Source organism: Streptomyces vastus (genome assembly GCF_039532825.1).
GTDB lineage: Bacteria > Actinomycetota > Actinomycetes > Streptomycetales > Streptomycetaceae > Streptomyces > Streptomyces vastus.
The window spans coordinates 101,263-122,210 of sequence record NZ_BAAASJ010000115.1 but is presented as its reverse complement, the minus strand read 5'-3'; the positions used below and the strand labels follow the sequence as shown (position 1 = coordinate 122,210).

The window sequence follows — 20,948 nt, the reverse complement described above, 5'->3', positions numbered from 1 at the left end:
GCCCCGTCGGTAGGGCCCTGTACACGGAGCGACGGGGGCTATTCGAGGAGCTCCGCGTACGAGCCCATGGCGAGGGCTATGTCCGCCTGGGCCCAGAACCGGTGGTACGTGAACGTGGGCGCGGCGCCGCCCGCGAGATAGCTCTCGATCTTCGACCACGCCGGGTCGTCTTCGTAGAAGGAGCGGATGGAGTCGAAGGTGGACGAGGAGTTGATCGCGTCGCCGTTCGGCATCGTGCCGGTCCAGCCGCTGGGGATGTACACGCCGTCGTCGAAGCGGTTGTAGTCGGCGCGGGTCTCCGGGACCGCGATGCCCAGTGCGTCCTGGTTGTTCGCCCACATGCCGTCGAGCAGTGCCTTGGCGGTCGACGCGGCCTCGGTGTCCCCGGACTTGTCGGCGTAGTACGTCAGGGTCTTGGCGTACGCGGCCGCCACACCGACATCGTTCGTGTAGTCGGCCACCGTGACGTGAAGTCCGCTGTTGGAACCGGGACTTGACGCGTTCCAGGTGTCGGGCGCACCCGACCACTGGAGCGTGTTCGGGATGCGGAAGCTGCCGTCCGGGTTGACCGTGGTCTTGGACAGCGCCCAGTCGACCCACTTGTCGAGCACGACCTTGGCGTCCGCGTCACCCGTCTGCTGGTAGTACTCGGCGACCCGCTCCATGGACCACGCCTGGAAGCCGAACCACTGGTTGGACGGCGGGTCGTGGTACACCGGCTTCTCGTCGTAGTACATGCCGTAGAAGGTCGGCGTCCCGGCCGGCGGGGTCGCGTAGTGGCCCTTCCAGCTGTTGGTGGCACCGCCTGCGATGGCGCCCTCGTCCGACTGGAGCCAGCGGTAGAACTCCAGTTGCCGGTCGAGCGACTTGGCCCAATCTGCTTGTCCCGTGGCCGACTTGGGCTTCAGATCGGCGTACGAGCTGAGTGCGTACGCGGCCAGGGGGTTCTGGTAGCCGCCGTGGGCGTGGCTGGAGCCGATGCGCCAGGCCCAGCCCGCCGCGGTGTCGGTGGCGCCGCCCCAGGCGTAGTACCAGTTGAGCAGGTAGTGCGAGGCGTCCTTGCCGGTGCCGGGTGAACACGTCGACGGGCCCACGCAGTTGCCGATTTTCTTGAAGTACTTGTCGTACATGGCGTAGCGCAGGTAGTCGCCCATCTTCGCGGCCTTGCCGAGCGTCGCCGAGACCTCGGAGCCCTTGCCCTGCTCCTCGGCCCAGACATCGGCCCAGTACGCGGCCTGCACGGCACGCGCATCCGCGTCCGGCGCGTTGGTGAACTTCCACTGCTTGGCATACGAGGCGTCACCGGTGAACAGGTCCAAGTACCCGTTCTTGCCCCCGTACTTGAAGGCGTCGCAGGTCGGCTGCGGCACCGTCTCCCACACCGACTCCTGCGAGCCGCGCTGGAAGGTGTTGATGTACGAAGGGCCGGTGTCGCTCGGGCCCGCCTCGCACTTGCCCGGCGAGTTGCCGTAGCCGTAGACGTTGTCGACGTCCTGCAGCCAGTGCATGCCGTAGATGTCGTCCGTGCCGTACGCGCTCTTCAGCTCAGAGGCGATCGGGTCGGAGCCGACCGAGACACCGGGGTCGAGCTTCGCCGGGTACTCGTTCGGGGTGTCCAGCTCGGGCGCGTACGTGCCGGGCTTGGAGGCGTTGTAGAAGGAGTTCGTCGGCTGGTCGGCGTGCGTGGGGATCATGAACTTCTCCATGGTCTCCCACGCGGCGTTGAACCTGGTCCAGTCGCCGGTGACCTTGCCGTACATGGCCTGGAGCCAGATCAGATAGCTGTACGCCTCCGACGTCGTCTCATGGCCGTGATCGGGCGCCTCGACGATCAGCGTCTCGACCGAGTGGTACGGGATGCCCTCCGGGGAGAAGTAGCCGTTCGCCGGGTCGGTGATCTTGCCGTAGAGCTCCAGGAAGCGGGCGTCGTACGCCTTGGTCGCGGCGAGCTGGGTGGCGGTGACCGTGGCCTTGGCGTGTCCGGTGGCGGTCGACTCGAACGTCGCGGATCCGGTACCGGAGTTGTCGGCGGTGAGGGTCACCTTCTGGGCCGTGTTCCAGTTCGACGATGTGAAGGTGAGCGATGAGCCGCCGGTGACCGACAGGCCCGCATTGCCGTCCGTGCGGGCGGTGGAGACCGTCACGTTCGCGCTCGGCTGCGTCGACAGCTTCACGTCGAATGAGCCCGTCTTCCCTTGCTGGACGCCGAGTTGGGCGGGTGTGGCCACCACGGCGGGACCCGAGGCGACCGTGATGCCGACCGGGGTGGAGTCCGCCGAGGCCCCCAGGCTGTCGTACGCCTTCGCCACCAAGGAATGACCGCCCACGGTCAATCCAGTGACCGACAGCGTGTACGGCGACGTGGTGTCCGTACCGAGCAACTTCGTGTCGTCGTAGAACTCGACCTTGCTGATCGTCGCGTCATCGGCCGCCGCGGCCGTGGCCGCCAGCGGGACCGCGTCGCCCTGCGTGTAGACGGCGCCCGCGGCGGGGCTTGTCAGGACGGTGATCGGCGGCTGATGCGCGCCGGCGCACGTAGTGCCGTTCACGGCGAAGCTGGTCGGTGCCGCGTTCGTGCCGCTGTACGTGAACTGCGCCCCGGTGCTGACGGCGGCTCCGGCGGCGATCTTCGCGTTGAAGGAGGCGCTCTTCACCGTGACCGTCTTGCCGGACTGCGACCAGGCGCCGCTCCACCCGTTGCCGAGCTTCTGGTTGCCCGCGTAGTCGTACGTCAGCGTCCAGTCGTCGATGGCCTCGGATCCGCGGTTGGTGAGGGTCAGCTCCGCGGTGAAACCGGAGCCCCAGTCATTGGTCTTGTAGTCCACGCTGCACTGAACTGCCGCCGCGTGCGCGGGAGTCGAGCCCGTCGCCAGCGTGGTGAGGGGGAGCGCGAGGGCCGCCACGACAGCGGTCCACAATCGCCGCGCACGGCGTCTCTTTCTGCCTGCCATGTCTGGTTCCTCTCCTTGCGGCTCGGAGATGTGGGGAGGAGCAACAAGCCTTGAACCAGTGGGAGCGCTCCCAGCTTGGGGAGGGGGGTGTCAGGGGTCAAGGCGTTTGAAGAGTCGAAAAGATTCGATACGTACATCTGTAGGAAACATGTCAACGCCTCTGTTCTTTACCATCACTTGGCGCTACCTTCTTCCGCACCAGTGGGAGCGATTCCATCAGTCGATGCGTCCGTGACGGCGTGTCAGAGCTGTGAGGAGTCGCTCATGCGACACCCCCCGCGTTTATGTCTTTTAGTGGCCGGTGCGGCACTCGTGCTTGCGGCGAGCGCCATCGCACCGGTCGGCACGGCTTCCGCAGCGGCGCCCGCTTGCACGGTGGAGTACTCCGTCACCGGCCAGTGGGACACCGACTTCCAGGGCGCCGTGGAGATCACCAACAACACCGCCGCGCTGAGCAGTTGGAGTCTCTCCTTCGACCTGGCCGGCGGACAGCAGGTCAGCCAGGGCTGGAACGCCAAGTGGTCCCAGTCCGGCAGGACCGTCACCGCGGCCAACGAGAACTGGAACGGAGCGCTGGGCTCGGGAGCGAGCGTCAGCGCCGGGTTCCTGGCCTCGGGGCCGGGGAACACCGCCGCGCCCGTGTCCTTCAAGCTCAACGGGACGACGTGCAATGTGGACGCCGAGTCCCCGCCCGACCCGCCGGATCCGCCGACGCCCACGGACGGCCCGCCCGTGCTGAAGGTCTCCGGCAACAAGCTCGTCGACGAGTCCGGCGCCACCCGGCGGCTGCTCGGCGTCAACCGCTCCGGCGGCGAGTTCGCGTGCGTGCAGGGCTACGGCATCTGGGACGGACCGGTGGACGACGCCTCGGTCAGGGCGATCGCCGACTGGAACGTCAACACGGTCCGCATTCCGCTGAACGAGGAGTGCTGGCTCGGCCTGTCCAACATCAGGCCCGAGTACGCCGGCGCCAACTACATCGCCGCCGTCAAGGACCTGGTGACCAAGGTCAAGGCGCACGGCATGACGCCGATGCTCGAACTGCACTGGTCGCATGGCCAGTACACGGGCAACTCGGCGGGCTGCGCCGACGTGCACGCCAGCTGCCAGAAGCCGATGCCCAACATGCAGTACACGCCGTCCTTCTGGGCCTCGGTCGCGAACACCTTCAAGGACGACCCGACCGTCGTCTTCGACCTGTTCAACGAGCCCTACCCGGACCGCGCGACCTCCACCGCCGCCCAGGCGTGGACCTGTTGGCGGGACGGCGGCACCTGCCCCGGCATCGGCTACGAGGTCGCCGGGATGCAGGACCTGATCGACACGATCCGCGACACCGGCGCCACGAACGTGATCCTGGCGGGCGGGCTCGCGTACTCGAACGACCTGAGCCAGTGGCTGACGTACAAGCCGAGTGATCCGGCGGGCAATCTCGCCGCGGCCTGGCACGTCTACAACTTCAACACCTGCTCCAACGAGAGCTGCTGGGACTCCACGCTCGCCCCGGTCGCCGCCCAAGTGCCGCTTGTGGCGGGCGAGATCGGCGAGAACACCTGCGCGCACTCCTTCATCGACCGCGTCATGACGTGGTTCGACGAGCGCGAACAGTCCTACCTCGGCTGGACCTGGAACACCTGGAACTGCAACTCGGGTCCGGCCCTGATCTCCAACTACGACGGCACACCGACGTCGTTCGGTATCGGGCTGCGCGATCACCTGCGCTCCCTCGACGGATAGGAACCCGCACACCATGAGCCGTACCAGAACCGCGTTACTGGCAGCGTTCGCGCTGCTCGCCTCAGGAACGGGCACCGCAGTCGCGGCGATGCCCCCGGACGCCGGCCCCGCCGCCGTCCCCTGCACCGTCGACTACAAGGTGCAGAACCAGTGGGACACCGGCTTCACCGCCGCGGTCACGGTCACCAACAACAGTGCGGCCAAGTCGAGTTGGGCCGTGAAGTGGTCGTACGCCGGAAACCAGAAGATCACCAACGGCTGGAACGCCAACCTCAGCCAGAGCGGCAACGCCGTGACCGCCGCCAACGAGAGCTACAACGGGACGCTGTCCACGGGCAGTTCGATCAGCTTCGGCTTCAACGCCTCGTACAGCGGCACCAACGCGATGCCCACCACCTTCACGCTCGACGGCGTGACCTGCAACGTCGACGGTGGCGGCGGCCCCACCGATCCGCCCGACCCGACGGGCCCCAAGGTCGACAACCCGTACTCGGGCGCCAAGGTGTATGTGAACCCGGAGTGGTCCGCTAACGCCCGCGCCGAAACCGGCGGCAGCCGCATCGCCAACCAGCCCACCGGTGTGTGGCTGGACCGGACCGCCGCCATCAACGGCGCGAACGGCAAGATGGGTCTGCGCGCCCACCTCGACGAGGCGCTGGAGCAGAAGGGCTCGGACGAACTGGTCGTCCAGCTCGTCATCTACAACCTGCCCGGCCGTGACTGCGCGGCCCTCGCCTCCAACGGCGAACTCGGCCCGACGGAGATCGACAAGTACAAGACGCAGTACATCGACCCGATCGCCGCGATCCTCGCCGACCCCAAGTACGCCGACCTGCGCATCGTCACCACGGTCGAGGTCGACTCGCTGCCGAACCTCGTCACCAACGCCGGAAGCCGTCCCACGGCCACGCCCGAGTGTGACGTGATGAAGGCCAACGGCAACTACGTCAAGGGTGTCGGCTACGCGCTGAACAAGCTCGGCGACGTCGCGAACGTCTACAACTACGTGGACGCCGGGCACCACGGCTGGATCGGCTGGGACGACAACTTCGGCCCGTCGGCGGACGTGTTCAAACAGGCGGCGACCGCCGAGGGCGCCTCGGTGAACGACGTCCACGGCTTCATCACCAACACCGCCAACTTCAGCGCGCTGAAGGAGGACCACTTCACGATCAACGACACCGTGGCCGGCAAATCGGTCCGTGAGTCGAAGTGGATCGACTGGAACCGCTACGTCGACGAGCAGTCCTTCGCCCAGGCCTTCCGCGACAAGCTGGTCTCGGTCGGCTTCAACTCCGACATCGGCATGCTGATCGACACGTCCCGCAACGGCTGGGGCGGCGCTTCCCGGCCCACCGGCCCTGGCGCGACGACCAGTGTGGACACCTACGTCGACGGCGGCCGTTACGACCGTCGCCTCAACACGGGCAACTGGTGCAACCAGTCCGGCGCCGGCCTCGGCGAGCGCCCGCAGGCCGCGCCGGCCTCAGGCATCGACGCCTATGTGTGGATGAAGCCGCCGGGTGAGTCCGACGGGGCCAGCAAGGAGATCCCGAACGACGAGGGTAAGGGCTTCGACCGGATGTGCGACCCGACGTACGAGGGCAATCCTCGTAACAACTTCAACATGTCGGGGGCACTGCCGGACGCTCCGCTGTCGGGGCACTGGTTCTCGGCTCAGTTCCAGGAGCTGATGAGGAACGCGTACCCGGCGCTGTAGCTATAGCCGGTTGGGCGGTTGGGGATCTGCGGGCCGGCTGTGGCTGGGCTCGCAGATCCCCGCGGGTGCCTCCGGCGGTTGGGCGGGTGCGTTGTGGTCGCTCGCGCCCACGCGGCGGAGCCGCTGTCCGTGGCGGCACGGCGCGGTGTGTGGACCGGGTACCGGGCCGCGGCGGGCGTGTTCATCGGCGAGACCCTGCTGATGCTGCTCACCGCCGCGGGGCTCTCTTCGCTGCTGCGCGCCAACGAACTCGTCTTCTCCGTCATCAAGTACGCGGGGGCCGGCTATCTGGCCTGGATCGCGTTCGGGATGATCCGCGGGGCATGGGAGATGTGGCGCACCCGCAAGGTGGAAGCACCGGCCCAGGGCCCAGAGAGCGCCCAGGACGGCGAGCGGCCGTTTCGCCGGTCGCTGCTGATCACTCTGCTCAACCCGAAGGCGATCCTGTTCTTCATCTCCTTCTTCGTACAGTTCGTCGACCCGTCCTATCCGCACCCGGTGCTGTCCTTCGGGCTGCTCGCGCTGATCTACCAGGTGATCAGCATCAGTTACGTGACTCTGCTGATCCTCGGCGGCACGTACCTCTCGGCCCAGTTCCGCCGTCGGCGGCGCCTGTCGGCGGGGCTGACCAGCGGAGCCGGCGCCCTCTTCCTCGGGTTCGCGGCAAAGCTCGCCACCACGGGCAACTGACGTACCGGGGAGCGACCGCACAACGCGGGACGGAGCCAACTGCTGCTGGATGGCATGCGGTAACGATTGACCAGCTCGAGACGGGGTCGGTCCCGGCTTGCTGTTTCGGCAATATGAGTGGCCGCTTTAGGGATTTGCGGAGCACTCTGGACGCAAGCCGAATGAGAGGTCAGGAATCATGGCGCATCAGCACGATCACACACAGATCGACTTCGCAGAGTGGCTGCCCATGCTGGAACAGGAGGCCGAGCTGTTCGCTCCGGTGTACCGGCAGGCGGCGGGCTGGTTGCGGGAGTGGAAGCCCGAGCCGGAGCTGATCGCGGACGTGGGCAGTGGGCCCGGTGTCATCTCGTGTCTCCTCGCGGACGCGTTCCCGCAGGCGCGGGTCGTCGCAGTGGACGGGGCCGCGCCCCTCCTGGAAGCCGCTCGGTCGCGCGCCGCCGAGCACGGGATCGCTGACCGGTTCAGCACGCTGGAGGCCGAACTGGCTGATGGAATCGGCGAGTTGGAGTATCCCGCCGACCTCCTCTGGTCCAGCAGGGCCCTGCACCACGTCGGCGACCAGCGCGCCGCCCTCACCGAATTCGTCCGCCGTCTCGCACCCGGCGGCGCCCTCGCCCTGCTGGAGGGCGGCCTGCCCTCGCGCTACCTTCCGCGCGACATCGGCATCGGCCGCCCCGGCCTGCAGTCCCGTCTCGACGCGGTGCAGGAGGACTGGTTCAGCAAGATGCGGGCCGAACTCCCAGGCTCGGTGGAGGAGACCGAGGACTGGCCGGCCCTGCTGACCGCCGCCGGGCTCCGCCACACCGCGACCCGCACCTTCCTCCTCGACCTGCCCGCCCCCATCTCCGAGGAGGCCCGCGCCTTCGTCGCCACCACCCTCACCCACCGCCGGGAGGGCCTGGCAGAGGGTCTCGACGCCGACGACCTGGCCACCCTCGACCGACTCCTCGACCCGGACGACAAGGCGAGCGTCCACCACCGCCCGGACGTGTTCCTCCTGACGGCCCTGACGGTGTACGTCGGGGTGAAGCCCACCTGACCCGTGCCCGGTCAGCAGGCGCCCGGCCGGCGCGTACACGGTGACCCGGAGGTTTCAGTTGGCCCTGAGGAACCGTTTCGCCAGTGACTCGCCGAGGGAAACCGCCGCGCTGCGGCTCTCGATGGGGGAGACGCGGGAGTTCGTGAACAGGATGTAGGTGACTCCCGAGGCGGTGCCGCCGGTCGCCGGGTCCGGGTTGATGCCCAGGGCCTCGGCAGTGGCGTACGAGGCCTCGCCGATGATGTTGGTGGGACCGGTGTCGCCGACCACGGCGTACTGGACCTGGCCGTCGTGGATGACGGCGGCCACGCTGCCGCCTTTGATGCCGGAGTTCGCGTAGTTCCAGATACCGCTGGGTTCGGGCACGACGACGTACGGCAGCGTCTGGGCGTTCAGCGGTCTGCCGTCGGACTTGGGGAAGGCCGTGCCGGGATGGAACCACGGGTCGGTGCGCCTGTTGCAGCGTGTGGTGACCTGGCCGTCGCACGCGATGTCCATGTCGGCCTTCCAGTACACCGCGCCCTTCTTGCCGCAGACGGGGACGGAGGGCGAGGTCCCCTCATCGGTGCTGTACCGGCTGTCCGAGATCCGCGAGCAGGACTCCACCTTGGCCAGCAGCTCGGCCGCACCGACCGTGCCCTCCCGGGCCTCGGTGATCGTGCCCTCCTGCGCCTCGATGGGGCCGTCGGACACGGCGACCGTGCCCTCCCGGGCCTCGGTGATCGTGCCCTCCTGCGCCTCGATGGGGCCGTCGGACACGGCGACCGTGCCCTCCCGGGCCTCGGTGACCATGCCCTCCTGCGCCTCGATCGGGCTGTCGGACACGTCGGCCGGGAGTGCCCCGGCGGCGAGGACTGCGGCTGGGGCGGCAACGGCGAGGGTCATAGTTCGCATACGCACTGTGGAGCCCTTCTGTCCGGAACGTCGGCCTTTGGACGACCCTGACTGACCCTGATCCCTGTGGCGTGGAGGCAGCGCCCGGTCTTAGGCCGCTCGGCGGAGCGTCACTTGTCGGTGCCGAACCGGCGTGAGACCTCGTCGATGGTGAATCGTGCGCGGAGTTTGCAGGCGGAATTCTGGTTGGCGAACAGGCCCGGGACCCAGAACGCCTGCTCCTGGGGAACGGTCGCCTCCCACTCGACCGGCACGATCCACTCGCGGGAGTCCCCGTCCCCGGCGGTCGCCGCGGGGCGCAGGTAACTCCCCCTCAAATCAAGCGACTTCATCTCCCGCTGCTCCCCGTCCACGGCCAGCCGCGCCTCTTCGAAGGGCTGCGCCTCGCCGGTGACGGTGCCGACACCCACGTACCCCCTGGACGGGATGTGCGTGAAGATCCGGGCGCCCTGGGGGAGTCCGCGCAGGGTGCGGGAGTACCACTCGCCGCCGCCGGCGGAGATGAAGCCGTACTTCCTGGCGTCGTCCCAGTTGCGGTCGCCCGCGTCCTGGTGGCCGAACGCCACGTACCAGTCCTGCCCGTTCCACGGCTCTTGCTTCCCTCGGGCCGTCGCGACGCGTGCCGGTGTGGCGGTCGTGTCGTCGACCAGGGCGGTCCGGGCGAGGTAGGAGCGGCCGTCGTCCTCGAAGTAGCGGAAGAACAGCACGTTCAGCGGCACGCCGTACCCCGTGGACAGATATGTGACGATCCGTTCCGTCGCCGGATCGACCTCACTCGCCACCACGGTGAGCGAGTGTGCGCTGTTGAGTTCCTCCGGCGGGCTGGCCCCGAACCGGGCGGCGAACGCCTGGTCGAAGGCCTTCGCGTCGTGGCGGCGGGCGGCGTACTCCGCGTGGATGTCGCGGACTTCATCGTTCGTGAGCCCTTGGATCCATGACCCGTAGTCGAGGATCTGCGCCACCACGTCCCGGGGCGTGCGGTCGCGCTTGAGCTCCAGCACATGAAGGTTGCCGTCCGTGTCGATCCCCAGCAGATCCAGGAACTTCCCGTACGGCGTCGGCACCTGCCTGCCGATCAGAAGCAACGGCGTACCCAGAATGGCCGGATCCGCCTCGATCAGCTCCTCGAGCCGCGACTCCAGCGCCATGCGCCGAGTCGTCACCCGCACAGGTGCCCCGTCCACGCGCCACAGCCCGACCTCGAGCGGCATCCAGACCTCCCCCGGCCGACTCAATCGATACGGCTCCATCGAGTACGGCTGAGTCGATATTGCTCCATCGATACGACGACCCCAGTCAAGCACGTGGGGTACGGCCGGGCGGAGGCAGCGAAGCCGCCGCCCGAGTGGTCTGCGGGCGGCGGCTTTCAGTGGGGCAAGGAGTGTGCGGTCAGGTCACGTGGAGCGTCGCCGGGTCCGGGCCGATGCGGCGGTCCTCGTTGAGGGCGCTGATCGCGGCGATGTCCTCGGTGTCCAGGGAGAAGTCGAAGACCTCGATGTTCTCCTTGATCCGGGACGGGGTCACGGACTTGGGGATCACCACGTTGCCGAGCTGGATGTGCCAGCGCAGGACGATCTGCGCGGGCGTACGTCCGTGCTTCTGGGCGATGGCCACGATCGCCGGGACCTCCAGGAGGCCCTTGCCCTGGCCGAGCGGTGACCAGGCCTCGGTGGCGATGCCCTGCTCCGCGTGGTACTCACGCGAGGCGAGCTGCTGCAAGTGCGGGTGCAGCTCGATCTGGTTGACGGCCGGGATGACGGACGTCGCCTCGATCAGCCGGTCCAGGTGCTCCGGAAGGAAGTTGGAGACCCCGATCGACTTGACGCGGCCGTCGGCCAGCAGCTTCTCGAACGCCTTGTACGTGTCCACGTACGTGCCGTTGTCCGGCATCGGCCAGTGGATCAGATACAGATCCACGTAGTCGAGACCGAGCTTGGCCAGGGACGTGTCGAAGGCGCGCAGCGTCGAGTCGTAGCCGTGGTCGGCGTTCCAGAGCTTTGTGGTGACGAAGAGGTCCTCACGGGCGATGCCGGAGGCGCCCAGAGCCTTGCCCGTGCCCTCTTCGTTGCCGTAGATGGCGGCGGTGTCGATGCTGCGGTACCCGGCCTCCAGAGCGGTGGTGACCGCCTGCTCCGCCTCGACGTCCGGGATCTGCCAGACACCGAAACCCAGCTGCGGCATCTCGACGCCGTTGTTCAGGATGATCGGGGGGACCTTGCTCACGAGCTCTCGATCCTTCAGTCGTCGGTTGTTAATCCCATCATCAATGATCACGGGCCGTCATGACGTTCCTGTCGCCCTCGTGTGACGGGAACTACGCCCGGTACAGGGCCTCGACCTCCGACACGTAGGCCTTCTCGATCGCCTTCCGCTTCAGCTTCAGCGACGGCGTCAACAGCCCGTGCTCCTCGGTGAACTGGTGGGCGAGTATCCGGAATGTGCGGATCGATTCGGCCTGCGACACCAGTGTGTTCGCCGCCACCACCGCCCGGCGCACCTCGGTTTCCAGATCCGGGTCGCGCACCAACTCGGCCGGGGTCGGCTTCGGCTTGCCGCGCATCTGGAGCCAGTGCTCGACGGCCTCCCCGTCCAGCGTGACGAGCGCCGCGATGTACGGCCGGTCATTGCCGACGAGGATGCACTGCGCGACCAGCGGATGGTCCCGCACCCGCTCCTCCAGCTGAGCGGGTGAGACGCTCTTGCCGCCGGACGTCACCAGGATCTCCTTCTTGCGCCCGGTGATGGTGAGATAGCCGTCCTCGTCGAGCGAGCCCAGGTCACCGGTGGCCAGCCAGCCGTCGTGCAGGGCCGCGTCGGTGGACTTGGGATCGTTGAGGTAGCCCTGGAAGATGTTGGGGCCGTGCAGCCAGATCTCGCCGTCGTCCGCGATGTGCACGGTGGTGCCGGGGAACGGCTGTCCCACGGTGCCGTACCGGGTGCGCTCGGGCGGGTTGGCGGTCGCCGCGGCGGTGGACTCGGTGAGGCCGTACCCCTCGTAGATCTGGACGCCCGCGCCGGCGAAGAACAGCCCGAGCCGCCGGTCCATCGCCGAGCCGCCGGACATGGCGTGCTTCATCCGCCCGCCCATCGCCTCGCGGATCTTGGAGTAGACGAGCTTGTCGAAGAGCTGGTGCTGCACCCGCAGGGCCGCCGAGGGGCCGGGCCCGATGCCCCAGGCCTTGGCCTCCACGGCGTCCGCGTACCGCACGGCGACCTCGACGGCCTTCTCGAACGGGCCCGTCTTGCCCTCCCTTTCGGCCTTCCTGCGCGCCGCGTTGAAGACCTTCTCGAAGATGTACGGCACCGCGAGGAAGAACGTCGGCTGGAAGGCTGCCAGATCCGGCAGCAGGGCTGCCGCGTTGAGCTGCGGCTGGTGTCCGAACTTGACCTTTCCCCGGATCGCGGCGACCTGCACCATCCGCCCGAAGACATGCGCCAGCGGCAGGAACAGCAGGGTGGCCGCCTCATCGCCCTTCTTCGAGTGGAACAGCGGCTCCCAGCGCTCGATGGCCGTGTCCGCCTCGAACATGAAGTTGCCGTGCGTGATGACACAGCCCTTGGGGCGGCCGGTGGTTCCGGAGGTGTAGATGATCGTCGCGATCGACTCGGGCGTGACCGCGCGCCGGTGCCGGTGCACCACCTCGTCTTCGAGGTGTGCACCCGCCTCGTACAGCTCGTGCACTGCGCCCACGTCCAGCTGCCAGAGCCGTCGCAGTGTCGGCAGCCGGTCGATGACCGTGGCGATCGTCATCGCGTGGTCCTCGTGCTCCACCATCGCGGCCGACACCTGCGAGTCGTGCAGCGTCCAGAAGACCTGCTCGGCCGAGCTCGTGGGGTAGATCGGCACGACCTGGGCGCCGATGGACCACAGGGCGTAGTCGAAGAGGGTCCACTCATAGCGCGTACGGGACATGATCGCGACCCGGTCGCCGAACCGGATGCCCTGGGCAAGCAAACCCTTGGCAAGAGCCAGCACTTCGTCGCGGAACTCCGCCGACGTCACATTGCGCCACTCGCCGTGCTCGTCCTTGCGGCCGAGCGCGGGGTAGAGCGGGTCCTCCAGGGCATAGTCGTAGACGGCATCGGCCAGGCCGCCCACCGGCGGCGCCGACGCCAACGGAGGGTTGGTGAACTCGCGCAATCCCCGCTCCTTGTGGCGCTCCGCACAGCGCCGTGAAAGCTACCCCACGTGGCGCTGTCGCGGGAGTAGCGGTGGCTTGTGCGGTCGTTGTGTTATACGTGCTGGTCAGGGCCTTATTTGTGGCTTCAACGGCGTGGGTCGGGACATAATTCTTACGGGTGCGTAGGTTTCCGGTTCGTAATCTCCACGGAATCTGTACGAATACGGTCCGCTTGGTGCGCGTGGGGCGGGTGCCCTTTGGGGCGGTGGGCTCGTGCGGGTTGTTTGTGGCTGGTCGCGCCCACGCGGCGGAGCCGCAAATTGACACAGCCCCGCGCCCCTGAAGGGGCGCTTCCCCGGCTTCCGCTATGCGGGCTGAACCCGCCTCAGCGGCCGGTGTGGAGGCTGACGCCGCCCTGAAGGATTCTGTTCGCCAGGGCGTTTGCGGCGCCCTGCGACTGGGTGCGGCGGGTGGCTTGGGTTACGACGAAGTCGACTCTGCCCAGTTCGGGGAGGCCTGCTCGGGGTGGGACTCGGACCAGGCCCGGAGGGATCAGGCCCTGGGAGTGGGCCATCACGCCGAGGCCCGCCCGTGCGGCCGCGATGAGACCGTTCAGGCTGCCGCTCGTGCAGGCGATGCGCCAGGGGCGGCCCTGGCGTTCCAGGGCCTCCAGCGCCAGAGCCCGGGTGATCCCCGGTGGCGGATAGACGATCAACGGCACCGGACGCGCGGCATCCAGCCGGAGGCGTTCCGCGCCGATCCAGACCAGGCGGTCGTGCCAGACGAGTTCGCCGTGGGGGTCCTCGGGGCGGCGTTTGGCCAGGACCAAGTCGAGTTTTCCGTCGGCCAGTTGCTCGTGCAACGTGCCCGAGAGTTCGACCGTCAGCTCCAGGTCGACCTCGGGGTGGTCGTGCCGGAAGCCCTCCAGGATCTCGGGGAGGCGGGTCAGTACGAAGTCCTCGGAGGCGCCGAAGCGCAGCCGGCCGCGCAGCCGCGTCCCCGTGAAGAACGCCGCCGCCTGGTCGTGTGCCTCAAGGATGCGGCGCGCGAAGCCGAGCATGGCCTCGCCGTCCTCCGTCAGTTCCACGGAGTGGGTGTCCCGCGAGAACAGCTGCCGCCCCGCCGTGCTCTCCAGCCGGCGCACATGCTGGCTGACCGTCGACTGACGCAGCCCGAGGCGCCGGGCGGCCTGGGTGAAGCTCAGCGTCTGGGCCACGGCCAGGAACGTACGCAGGTGTGAAGGGTCGTACACGCTCCCCAGGCTATCGCGATCCGTGATGACAGTCAGAGGTGTATGCCGGATTCCCGATCACGCTCCGAGGGGGGACCATGGAGAGGGCACGATCCTGTGTCCAGAGCGACAGACCGGCGTACAAGAACCGACTCAGCAACGGAGCACCGTGAAACGCCTGACGTGGCCGTCCTGGCTGCCGATCGACCCGTACATCCTGCTCCTGCTCGGGACGGTGGGTCTCGCGGCGCTGCTGCCCGCCCGGGGGGCGGCGGCCGATGTCGCGTCCGGGGTGTCGACGGGCGCGATCGCACTTCTCTTCTTCCTGTACGGGGCACGCCTGTCGACCCGCGAGGCCCTGGACGGGCTGCGCCACTGGCGGCTCCATGTCACCGTCCTGGCCTGCACGTTCGTGGTGTTCCCGCTGCTCGGTCTGGCGGCCCGCGGCCTTGAACCGGTGTTCCTGACGCACTCGCTCTACATCGGACTGCTCTTCCTGACGCTGGTTCCGTCGACGGTCCAGTCGTCGATCGCGTTCACGTCCATCGCGCGCGGCAATGTTCCCGCCGCGATCTGCGCGGGCTCCTTCTCCTCCCTCGCGGGCATCGTGATCACCCCGTTGCTCGCGGCGACGCTCCTCGGCAGCACCGGCGGCGGCTTCTCCGCGGACTCGATCCTCAAGATCGTGCTGCAACTGCTCGTACCGTTCGTGGCGGGGCAGGTGCTGCGGCGCTGGATCGGGGAGTTCATCGCACGTCACAAGCGGATCACCGGACTCGTCGACCGCGGTTCGATACTCCTGGTCGTCTACGCCGCGTTCAGCGAAGGCATGGTCCAGGGCATCTGGCACCAGGTCAGCCCGCTGCGGCTGGCCGGGCTGCTCGCGGTCGAGGCGGTGCTGCTCGCCGTGATGCTCACGCTCACCTGGTACGGCTCGAAGGCGCTGCGCTTCAGCCGTGAGGACCGGATCGCCATCCAGTTCGCCGGGTCGAAGAAGTCCCTGGCTGCCGGACTGCCCATGGCGAGCGTGCTGTTCGGGGCGCAGGCCTCGCTGGCCGTGCTGCCGCTGATGCTCTTCCACCAGATGCAGCTCATGGTCTGCGCGGTGATCGCCAAGCGCCGCTCCCGCGACCCCGAACCGGACCTCAGCCCGAGCCCAGCTTCAGCGTCACGAATCGCGGTCGGTACAGGGACACGTTCCGACTGAGATTCGACTGCGCCGCGGTCCCCGTCGCGTCCAGCCAGTTGACGTCGTAACTGAGCACGAGCCGCCCGCCGAGCGCCGGGTGCACCTGCGGGTTGTAGGCCGCGACTGACGACCTCTGCTCGGGCAGCGGCGGGCTGAAGCCCTTGGTGGGCCCGCGCCAGGGACCGGTGGGCGAACACGCCCAGTACGAGGTGACGGTCGTCAGCCCCTCGGCGCCCGCCGCCATCGTGAACAGCACCCACGTGCCGCGGTCCCGCACGACCGTGAACGCGCTGCCCACGCCCTTGCGCTGCCCGTCACCGAGCACGGGCTTCATCCGCGACGAGATGGCGGACCACCGCCCGCCGTCCCAGTACTCCCACGCGTCCGGTTCCGACAGCCGGTCGCGGGGCACGCGCGCCACGTATGCCTTCGAGGCCGGCCGGGAGGCGGCCTGCCCGTCGTCCCCGCCGAAAACATAGGTCCAGTCCTCGTCACCGGTCGCCGCCGTCGTCCCGAACAGCACCCGCCGCTCCGGATCCCGCACCTGCTGCTGGTCGAGGACCTTGACGATGCCCTCGACCCTCAGATCGGGCAGCGAGAGCGTGGCCACCTCCGTGGCGGTGGGGACGCCGTAGATCCAGGGGTACGTGCCGTTCGTACGGGTCCACAGCAGGACGCGTACGACCTTGTCCGAGGACCCGGGGGAGCGGGCCTCGACCTTGGCCGCGACCGGCCAGCGCCACTGACCGGGGGCCGGGTCCGGGAACAGCGGCGCGGACAGGGTGCTCTGGAGGCGGCCGTCCGACATGACCACGGCCGAGTTGCGCACCAGGGGCGCGTTCTGGTCCCGCCAGGCGAACGACTCGCCCACCGGGTTCGGCGGGCCGTACACCTGGCCGAGATACGTGTCCGAGAACAGCCACAGCACCCGGCCGTCCGGCAGCCGCACGGAGTGGGTGCCGTCGCCGCCGGTCCAGTCGTCGGCCCGCGAGGCGTCGTCGCCGTACCGCGCGAACTCGGCGGTGAGGCCCCCCTCCGCCGCCCAGGACGAGACCGTACGAGGCGTGCAGGCGCCCTCCCGGCCGTCTTCTTCCTCCGGGAGGGCGGTGAGCAGCACCGCCCCGAGGACCAGGGCAAGGAACAGTCCAAGCCCGGCCCCCGTACGGTGTCGTACTCGTGAGTCGTCGGGCACGGCACGGGACGTTAGTTGCTGCCGCGCACCCGGTCCATGGGCAGCCACAGGACGGTGTCCCGCGTCACAGAGCTCGAACCGCCCGTGCTGCCCGCGCTGCCGACTCCGGTCAACTCCGTGTCGCTGAGCGCCCGGTCGTAGACGCGCACATCATCGATCGCGCCCGCGAAGTGCGCCCGGCTGTCCGGCTTCTGGCCGATGTGCGCGCCGAACGGCGAGTTACGGCTCACGGAACCCGGCACGTCCGCCGTGCTGATCGGCGTGCCGTCGATGAACAGCGTGAGCTCCCCTCCGCCGCGCCGCAGCGCCAGGTGGTGCCACTGCCCGTCGTTGTACGCGCCACTTGTGCGGACCGAGGCGGACTGCGGGGCACTCGCGCCGTCCCGGACCGTGATCAGGCCCTGAATACGATCAGAAGCGGGCTCACCGCGCAGCCACACCTGCGGCTGTGTGGTGCCGACCCCGCCCATCCAGAGCAGCGGCTGCTCACCGCTGGTGGCCGTGTAGCGGAACCACAGCGACGCGGTGAAGTCCTTCGTCCCCAGCGGCAGTTCACTGTGATACGGCAGCCGTACGGCGTCGTCGGCGCCGTCGAACTCCATCGCCCGGCCGAACACACCGTCCGTCGGGCGCGCGCCGCCGAGGACCGCCGCGGGACGCGTGGGAGACACCAGATCGGTGGTCTTGGGGTCGGGGCCGCGACGCGGTTGCAGCCAGTCCTCCGTGAACCGTGCGAAACGGATCTCGTCGCGCGCGTCCACGGCCCCGCCCTCGTACATCAGGCCGACCGTGTCACCGCTGATGCCCACCATGTCCGAGTAGCCGGACCAGTCCGTCGTGACGACCGTGCCACGGTCCACGCTGTCCCAGGTGCGCCCCCCGTCGTACGAGGAGCGGACCATCATCGTCCGGCGCCGGTCCGGATCGGCGGGGCAGGCGAGCAGGAGCCGGTCGCCCAACCGCAGGGTGGAACCCTGGACTTGGGGCGTGTAGAGGTCCGGCTGGGTACGGAAGGGCGAGGTGAAGCTGTTGCCGCCGTCGCGGCTGAACGTCTGCGTGCGGTGGCCGAGATCGGTGCCGTCCTGCTCACGGCCGCTGATCAGGATCACCCCGTCGGCGCGCTCGGTCATGGTGATCTCGGACGGCTTCTGGCGGAACGTACCGCCTGCCGGTATCGGATAGGAGTCCGTCGCCCCGATCCGCCAGCTGTCGCCGCCGTCGTCGCTGACGATCAGCGCGGCATGATTGGCGGAGACCCTCCCCCAGCCTCCGGCCGGGGGGACCCCCATCTCGCTTCGCTCGCCGTTCCACGTCTCGGTGTTGACACCGAAGACGAGCCGCCCCGCGTGCCGGCCACGGCTCAGCTGGATGCCGTGCACGGGCCCGGTCGCGTACCAGGAGTTCCAGTGGTCGGGCAGGATCTCGTCGCTGAGGTCGCGCGGCTCGGACCAGGTGAGCCCGTCGTCGTCGCTGTGCTGCATATGGGGAGTGCGGTCGCACGGCACGTCGCAGTTGCGACCGTCCGTACGGCCCGTGTTGTACGTCTCCGCCAGCACGATGCGCCCGGTCTCGCGGTCCACGATCGGGGCGGGATTGCCGTGGGTGTCGCCCCCGCCCTCGTTGACGACCTGGAGGGGACTCCAGGTGCGCCCGCCGTCCGTGGAGCGCTTGAGCACGATGTCTATGTCGCCGGCGTCACTGCAGTCGTTCACCCGGCCTTCGGCGAACGCCAGCAGCGTGCCTTGCGTCGTTTTCACGACGGCGGGGATCCGAAAGCACGCGTATCCGGGATCCTGAGAGGCTTTGAAGAGGACCTGCTGCTCGAACCCGGTGGTTTCTGCGGCCGGTTGGACCCGGTCTGGAGCTGGTTGCGGCGACAGCGCGAGTAACGCGGCGGTGGTGACGCTTGCGATGGCGGTGGTTCTGAGACGTGCGCGAACACTTGACGGCATGGTGCGACCTGCCCCTTCATCCGTCCGGACATCTGGACATCCCACGTCCAACGTGCGCGCCACAGACGCTACTTGGGCTCTCAGTGGGCTCACAAGAAGCGTGCAGCGGTCGTTCCGTCCGTTCCGTGATCACGAATGCCCGTGCGGCGACTGTGATTCGTCCGGGGCCACGGATGGGGGAGGTCAGGTGCTGTGGGTGGAGGAGTTCATTCTGACGGAGCAACAGATGATCGCTCAGCCTTCTTGCGGCCCTTGAGGACGATGCCGCGGCTGAACTTTGTGGCTCCGGTCGGCATAGATCAGCCCGTCCGGCGTTTGAGGACGAGGCCGAAGGCCGATACGGGGGTCTGGGGGCGGAGCCCCCAGGAGCGGCGTGACTGAGGCGGAGCCCCATCGCGGCGCAGGGGGCGCTCCCCGCCGGTCGGGGCCCCGCCGCCGTGTCGCGGGGAGCCGGTCAGCCGTGGGCGGCCGCGGTCCGCAGGGCGATCCGGTGTTCGCCCGCGTACACGTTCATGGAGGCGCCCCTGAGGAAGCCGACGAGGGTCAGATCGGACTCCGCCGCCAGGTCCACCGCGAGGGACGAGGGCGCCGAAACCGCGGCCAGGACGGGTATGCCCGCCATCACCGCCTTCTGGGCGAGCTCGAAGGAGGCCCGGCCCGAGACCAGCAGGATCGTGCGGGAGAGCGGAAGCGCGCCGTTCTGGAGGGCGCGGCCGACCAGCTTGTCGACCGCGTTGTGCCGGCCCACGTCCTCGCGGATGTCGAGCAGCTCGCCGTCCTCCGTGAACAGGGCCGCCGCGTGCAGACCCCCGGTCCGGTCGAAGACCCGCTGGGATGCGCGCAGCCGGTCGGGGAGGCTCGCGAGCAGCTCGGGTTGGAGCCGGACCGGAGCGGCTTCGCCGTCGTCGATGGCCCACCGTGCCGTCGTACGGACGGCATCGAGGCTCGCCTTGCCGCACAGGCCGCAGGAGGAGGTCGTGTAGACGTTGCGCTCGAGTGTGATGTCGGGGATCACGACGCCGGGCGCGGTCTTCACGTCGACGATGTTGTACGTATTGGAGCCTCCCCCACTCTCGGCTCCGCTCGAGCGGGAGGTGCCCCCACCGGTCGCGCCCGCGCAGTACACGATGTTCTGCAGTTCATGGGCCTCGCCCAGTACGCCCTCACTGACGAGGAACCCCGCCGCCAGCGCGAAGTCGTCCCCCGGAGTACGCATCGTGATCGCGAGCGGCTTGCCGTTCAGCCGGATCTCCAGGGGTTCCTCGGCGACGAGCGTGTCGGGGCGGGTGGAGATGACCCCGTCCCGGATACGGATCACCTTGCGTCGTTCCGTGACTCGTCCCATGTTCTGATCAGCCCCGGTTCTGTACGTGCTGGTAGCCGAAACGGCCCTTGATGCAGAGGTTGCCGTGGGTCACCGGGTTGTCGTGCGGCGAGGTGACCTTCACGATTTCATTGTCCTGCACGTGCAGGGTCAGATTGCAGCCCACTCCGCAGTACGCGCATACCGTGGTCGTCTCGCTCTGCGCCGACTCGTCCCACGTACCCGCCGCCCGCATGTCGAACTCCGATTTGAAGCTGAGCGCTCCCGTCGGGCACACCTCGATGCAGTTGCCGCAGTACACGCAGGCGGAGTCGGTGAGCGGGGCGTCGTGCTCGACCGCGATACGGGCGTCGAAGCCGCGCCCGGCGACGGAGATCGCGAAGGTGTTCTGCCACTGGTCGCCGCAGGCGTCGACGCACTTGTAGCAGAGGATGCACTTGTCGTAGTCGCGGACGTAGAGGTCATTGTCGATCTTTGGCTGTTCATTCAGCCGGGCCGCTTCCGGGCCGAAACGGTCCGGCTTGGCCTCGTACTCCTTGAGCCACTCGGCGACCTGGGGTGTGGTCGACAAGTCGACCGAGGAGGCGAGGAGTTCGAGGACGATCTTGCGGCTGTGGCGGGCGCGTTCGGTGTCGGTCCGCACCTCCATACCGGGCTCGGCCCTGCGGGAACAGGCCGGGACCAGCGTGCGGGAACCCTCCACCTCCACGACGCAGACGCGGCAGGCGTTCTTGGGGGTGAGGGTGTCGCCCTGGCAGAGAGTCGGGATGTCCTTCCCGGCGGCCCGGCAGGCGTCGAGGATGGTGGAGCCCTCCGGGACCCTGGCCTCCTCGCCGTCGATGGTGAACTCCAGCAGACGACGCGGAATCCCCAGTGGCGTCACGGTCATACGGCGGCTCCTGTGC

At 68.5% G+C, this 20,948-nt stretch carries 15 protein-coding genes; 5 read left to right on the top strand and 10 right to left on the bottom strand.

What is annotated here, in order from left to right; translation table 11 throughout:
• Nucleotides 1-38 precede the first annotated feature (38 nt).
• Entirely contained in the window at nt 39-2,951 is a 2,913-nt protein-coding gene (locus ABD357_RS36800) for a glycoside hydrolase family 48 protein (RefSeq protein WP_344395640.1), read from the bottom strand.
• Nucleotides 2,952-3,215: 264 nt separating this feature from the next.
• Here ABD357_RS36800 and ABD357_RS36795 point away from each other — a divergent pair, with 264 nt between their 5' ends.
• From ABD357_RS36795 to ABD357_RS36780, 4 genes are all read left to right on the top strand, one after another.
• Nucleotides 3,216-4,688 (top strand): cellulase family glycosylhydrolase, encoded by a 1,473-nt coding sequence (locus ABD357_RS36795; RefSeq protein WP_344395639.1) that lies wholly within the window; start codon nt 3,216-3,218, stop codon nt 4,686-4,688.
• A gap of 13 nt (nt 4,689-4,701) precedes the next feature.
• Entirely contained in the window at nt 4,702-6,408 is a 1,707-nt protein-coding gene (locus ABD357_RS36790; RefSeq protein ID WP_344395638.1) for a glycoside hydrolase family 6 protein, read from the top strand.
• A gap of 78 nt (nt 6,409-6,486) precedes the next feature.
• Entirely contained in the window at nt 6,487-7,098 is a 612-nt protein-coding gene (gene leuE / locus ABD357_RS36785) for a leucine efflux protein LeuE (RefSeq protein ID WP_425585171.1), read from the top strand.
• A 178-nt stretch (nt 7,099-7,276) separates the two neighbouring features.
• Nucleotides 7,277-8,140 (top strand): class I SAM-dependent methyltransferase, encoded by an 864-nt coding sequence (locus tag ABD357_RS36780; RefSeq protein WP_344395637.1) that lies wholly within the window; start codon nt 7,277-7,279, stop codon nt 8,138-8,140.
• A 54-nt stretch (nt 8,141-8,194) separates the two neighbouring features.
• On the opposite strand, the gene ABD357_RS36775 is transcribed toward ABD357_RS36780, so the two are convergent.
• From ABD357_RS36775 to ABD357_RS36755, 5 genes are all read right to left on the bottom strand, one after another.
• Nucleotides 8,195-9,034 carry a glycoside hydrolase family 75 protein gene (locus ABD357_RS36775; protein WP_344395636.1) on the bottom strand — a complete coding sequence of 280 codons (840 nt, stop codon included), beginning with the start codon at nt 9,032-9,034 and terminating at the stop codon, nt 8,195-8,197.
• 110 nt (nt 9,035-9,144) lie between these two features.
• The gene (locus ABD357_RS36770) at nt 9,145-10,245 is read right to left on the bottom strand and encodes an endonuclease NucS domain-containing protein (RefSeq protein WP_344395634.1); all 1,101 of its coding nucleotides are present in this window, start codon (nt 10,243-10,245) and stop codon (nt 9,145-9,147) included.
• A 178-nt stretch (nt 10,246-10,423) separates the two neighbouring features.
• Complete coding sequence (locus ABD357_RS36765) at nt 10,424-11,215, bottom strand: aldo/keto reductase (RefSeq protein ID WP_344395784.1); 792 nt, start codon at nt 11,213-11,215, stop codon at nt 10,424-10,426.
• A gap of 133 nt (nt 11,216-11,348) precedes the next feature.
• Nucleotides 11,349-13,175, bottom strand: a complete 1,827-nt coding sequence (locus tag ABD357_RS36760; RefSeq protein WP_344395631.1) for an AMP-dependent synthetase/ligase — start codon at nt 13,173-13,175, stop codon at nt 11,349-11,351.
• Between the two features lie 365 nt (nt 13,176-13,540).
• Nucleotides 13,541-14,407: a LysR substrate-binding domain-containing protein gene (locus ABD357_RS36755; RefSeq protein WP_344395629.1), complete on the bottom strand. Its 867-nt coding sequence runs from the start codon at nt 14,405-14,407 to the stop codon at nt 13,541-13,543.
• Nucleotides 14,408-14,555: 148 nt separating this feature from the next.
• On the opposite strand from ABD357_RS36755, the gene ABD357_RS36750 reads away from it, so the two are divergent.
• Complete coding sequence (locus tag ABD357_RS36750) at nt 14,556-15,593, top strand: bile acid:sodium symporter family protein (protein WP_344395628.1); 1,038 nt, start codon at nt 14,556-14,558, stop codon at nt 15,591-15,593.
• On the opposite strand, the gene ABD357_RS36745 is transcribed toward ABD357_RS36750, so the two are convergent.
• The 4 genes from ABD357_RS36745 to ABD357_RS36730 all read right to left on the bottom strand — a co-directional run bounded on the left by ABD357_RS36745 (nt 15,532) and on the right by ABD357_RS36730 (nt 20,932).
• Nucleotides 15,532-16,767: a DUF4185 domain-containing protein gene (locus ABD357_RS36745; RefSeq protein ID WP_344395626.1), complete on the bottom strand. Its 1,236-nt coding sequence runs from the start codon at nt 16,765-16,767 to the stop codon at nt 15,532-15,534. The two genes, ABD357_RS36750 and ABD357_RS36745, sit on opposite strands and share 62 nt — an antisense overlap.
• Nucleotides 16,768-16,778: 11 nt before the next feature.
• A complete protein-coding gene (locus tag ABD357_RS36740) occupies nt 16,779-18,719 on the bottom strand; it encodes an exo-alpha-sialidase (protein ID WP_344395624.1) in 1,941 nt (646 codons plus the stop codon).
• Between the two features lie 454 nt (nt 18,720-19,173).
• Nucleotides 19,174-20,064 carry a formate dehydrogenase accessory sulfurtransferase FdhD gene (fdhD, locus tag ABD357_RS36735; protein ID WP_344395623.1) on the bottom strand — a complete coding sequence of 297 codons (891 nt, stop codon included), beginning with the start codon at nt 20,062-20,064 and terminating at the stop codon, nt 19,174-19,176.
• 7 nt (nt 20,065-20,071) lie between these two features.
• Nucleotides 20,072-20,932, bottom strand: a complete 861-nt coding sequence (locus ABD357_RS36730) for a 2Fe-2S iron-sulfur cluster-binding protein (protein ID WP_344395622.1) — start codon at nt 20,930-20,932, stop codon at nt 20,072-20,074.
• Nucleotides 20,933-20,948 lie beyond the last annotated feature (16 nt).

What these genes read in the sequence shown, in the direction of transcription:
- ABD357_RS36800 (WP_344395640.1), bottom strand. Translation starts at nt 2,951, where the DNA reads ATGGCAGGCAGAAAGAGACGCCGTGCGCGGCGATTGTGGACCGCTGTC.
- ABD357_RS36795 (WP_344395639.1), top strand. Translation starts at nt 3,216, where the DNA reads ATGCGACACCCCCCGCGTTTATGTCTTTTAGTGGCCGGTGCGGCACTC.
- ABD357_RS36790 (WP_344395638.1), top strand. Translation starts at nt 4,702, where the DNA reads ATGAGCCGTACCAGAACCGCGTTACTGGCAGCGTTCGCGCTGCTCGCC.
- ABD357_RS36780 (WP_344395637.1), top strand. Translation starts at nt 7,277, where the DNA reads ATGGCGCATCAGCACGATCACACACAGATCGACTTCGCAGAGTGGCTG.
- ABD357_RS36775 (WP_344395636.1), bottom strand. Translation starts at nt 9,034, where the DNA reads ATGCGAACTATGACCCTCGCCGTTGCCGCCCCAGCCGCAGTCCTCGCC.
- ABD357_RS36770 (WP_344395634.1), bottom strand. Translation starts at nt 10,245, where the DNA reads ATGCCGCTCGAGGTCGGGCTGTGGCGCGTGGACGGGGCACCTGTGCGG.
- ABD357_RS36765 (WP_344395784.1), bottom strand. Translation starts at nt 11,215, where the DNA reads ATGCCGCAGCTGGGTTTCGGTGTCTGGCAGATCCCGGACGTCGAGGCG.
- ABD357_RS36740 (WP_344395624.1), bottom strand. Translation starts at nt 18,719, where the DNA reads ATGCCGTCAAGTGTTCGCGCACGTCTCAGAACCACCGCCATCGCAAGC.
- fdhD (WP_344395623.1), bottom strand. Translation starts at nt 20,064, where the DNA reads ATGGGACGAGTCACGGAACGACGCAAGGTGATCCGTATCCGGGACGGG.
- ABD357_RS36730 (WP_344395622.1), bottom strand. Translation starts at nt 20,932, where the DNA reads ATGACCGTGACGCCACTGGGGATTCCGCGTCGTCTGCTGGAGTTCACC.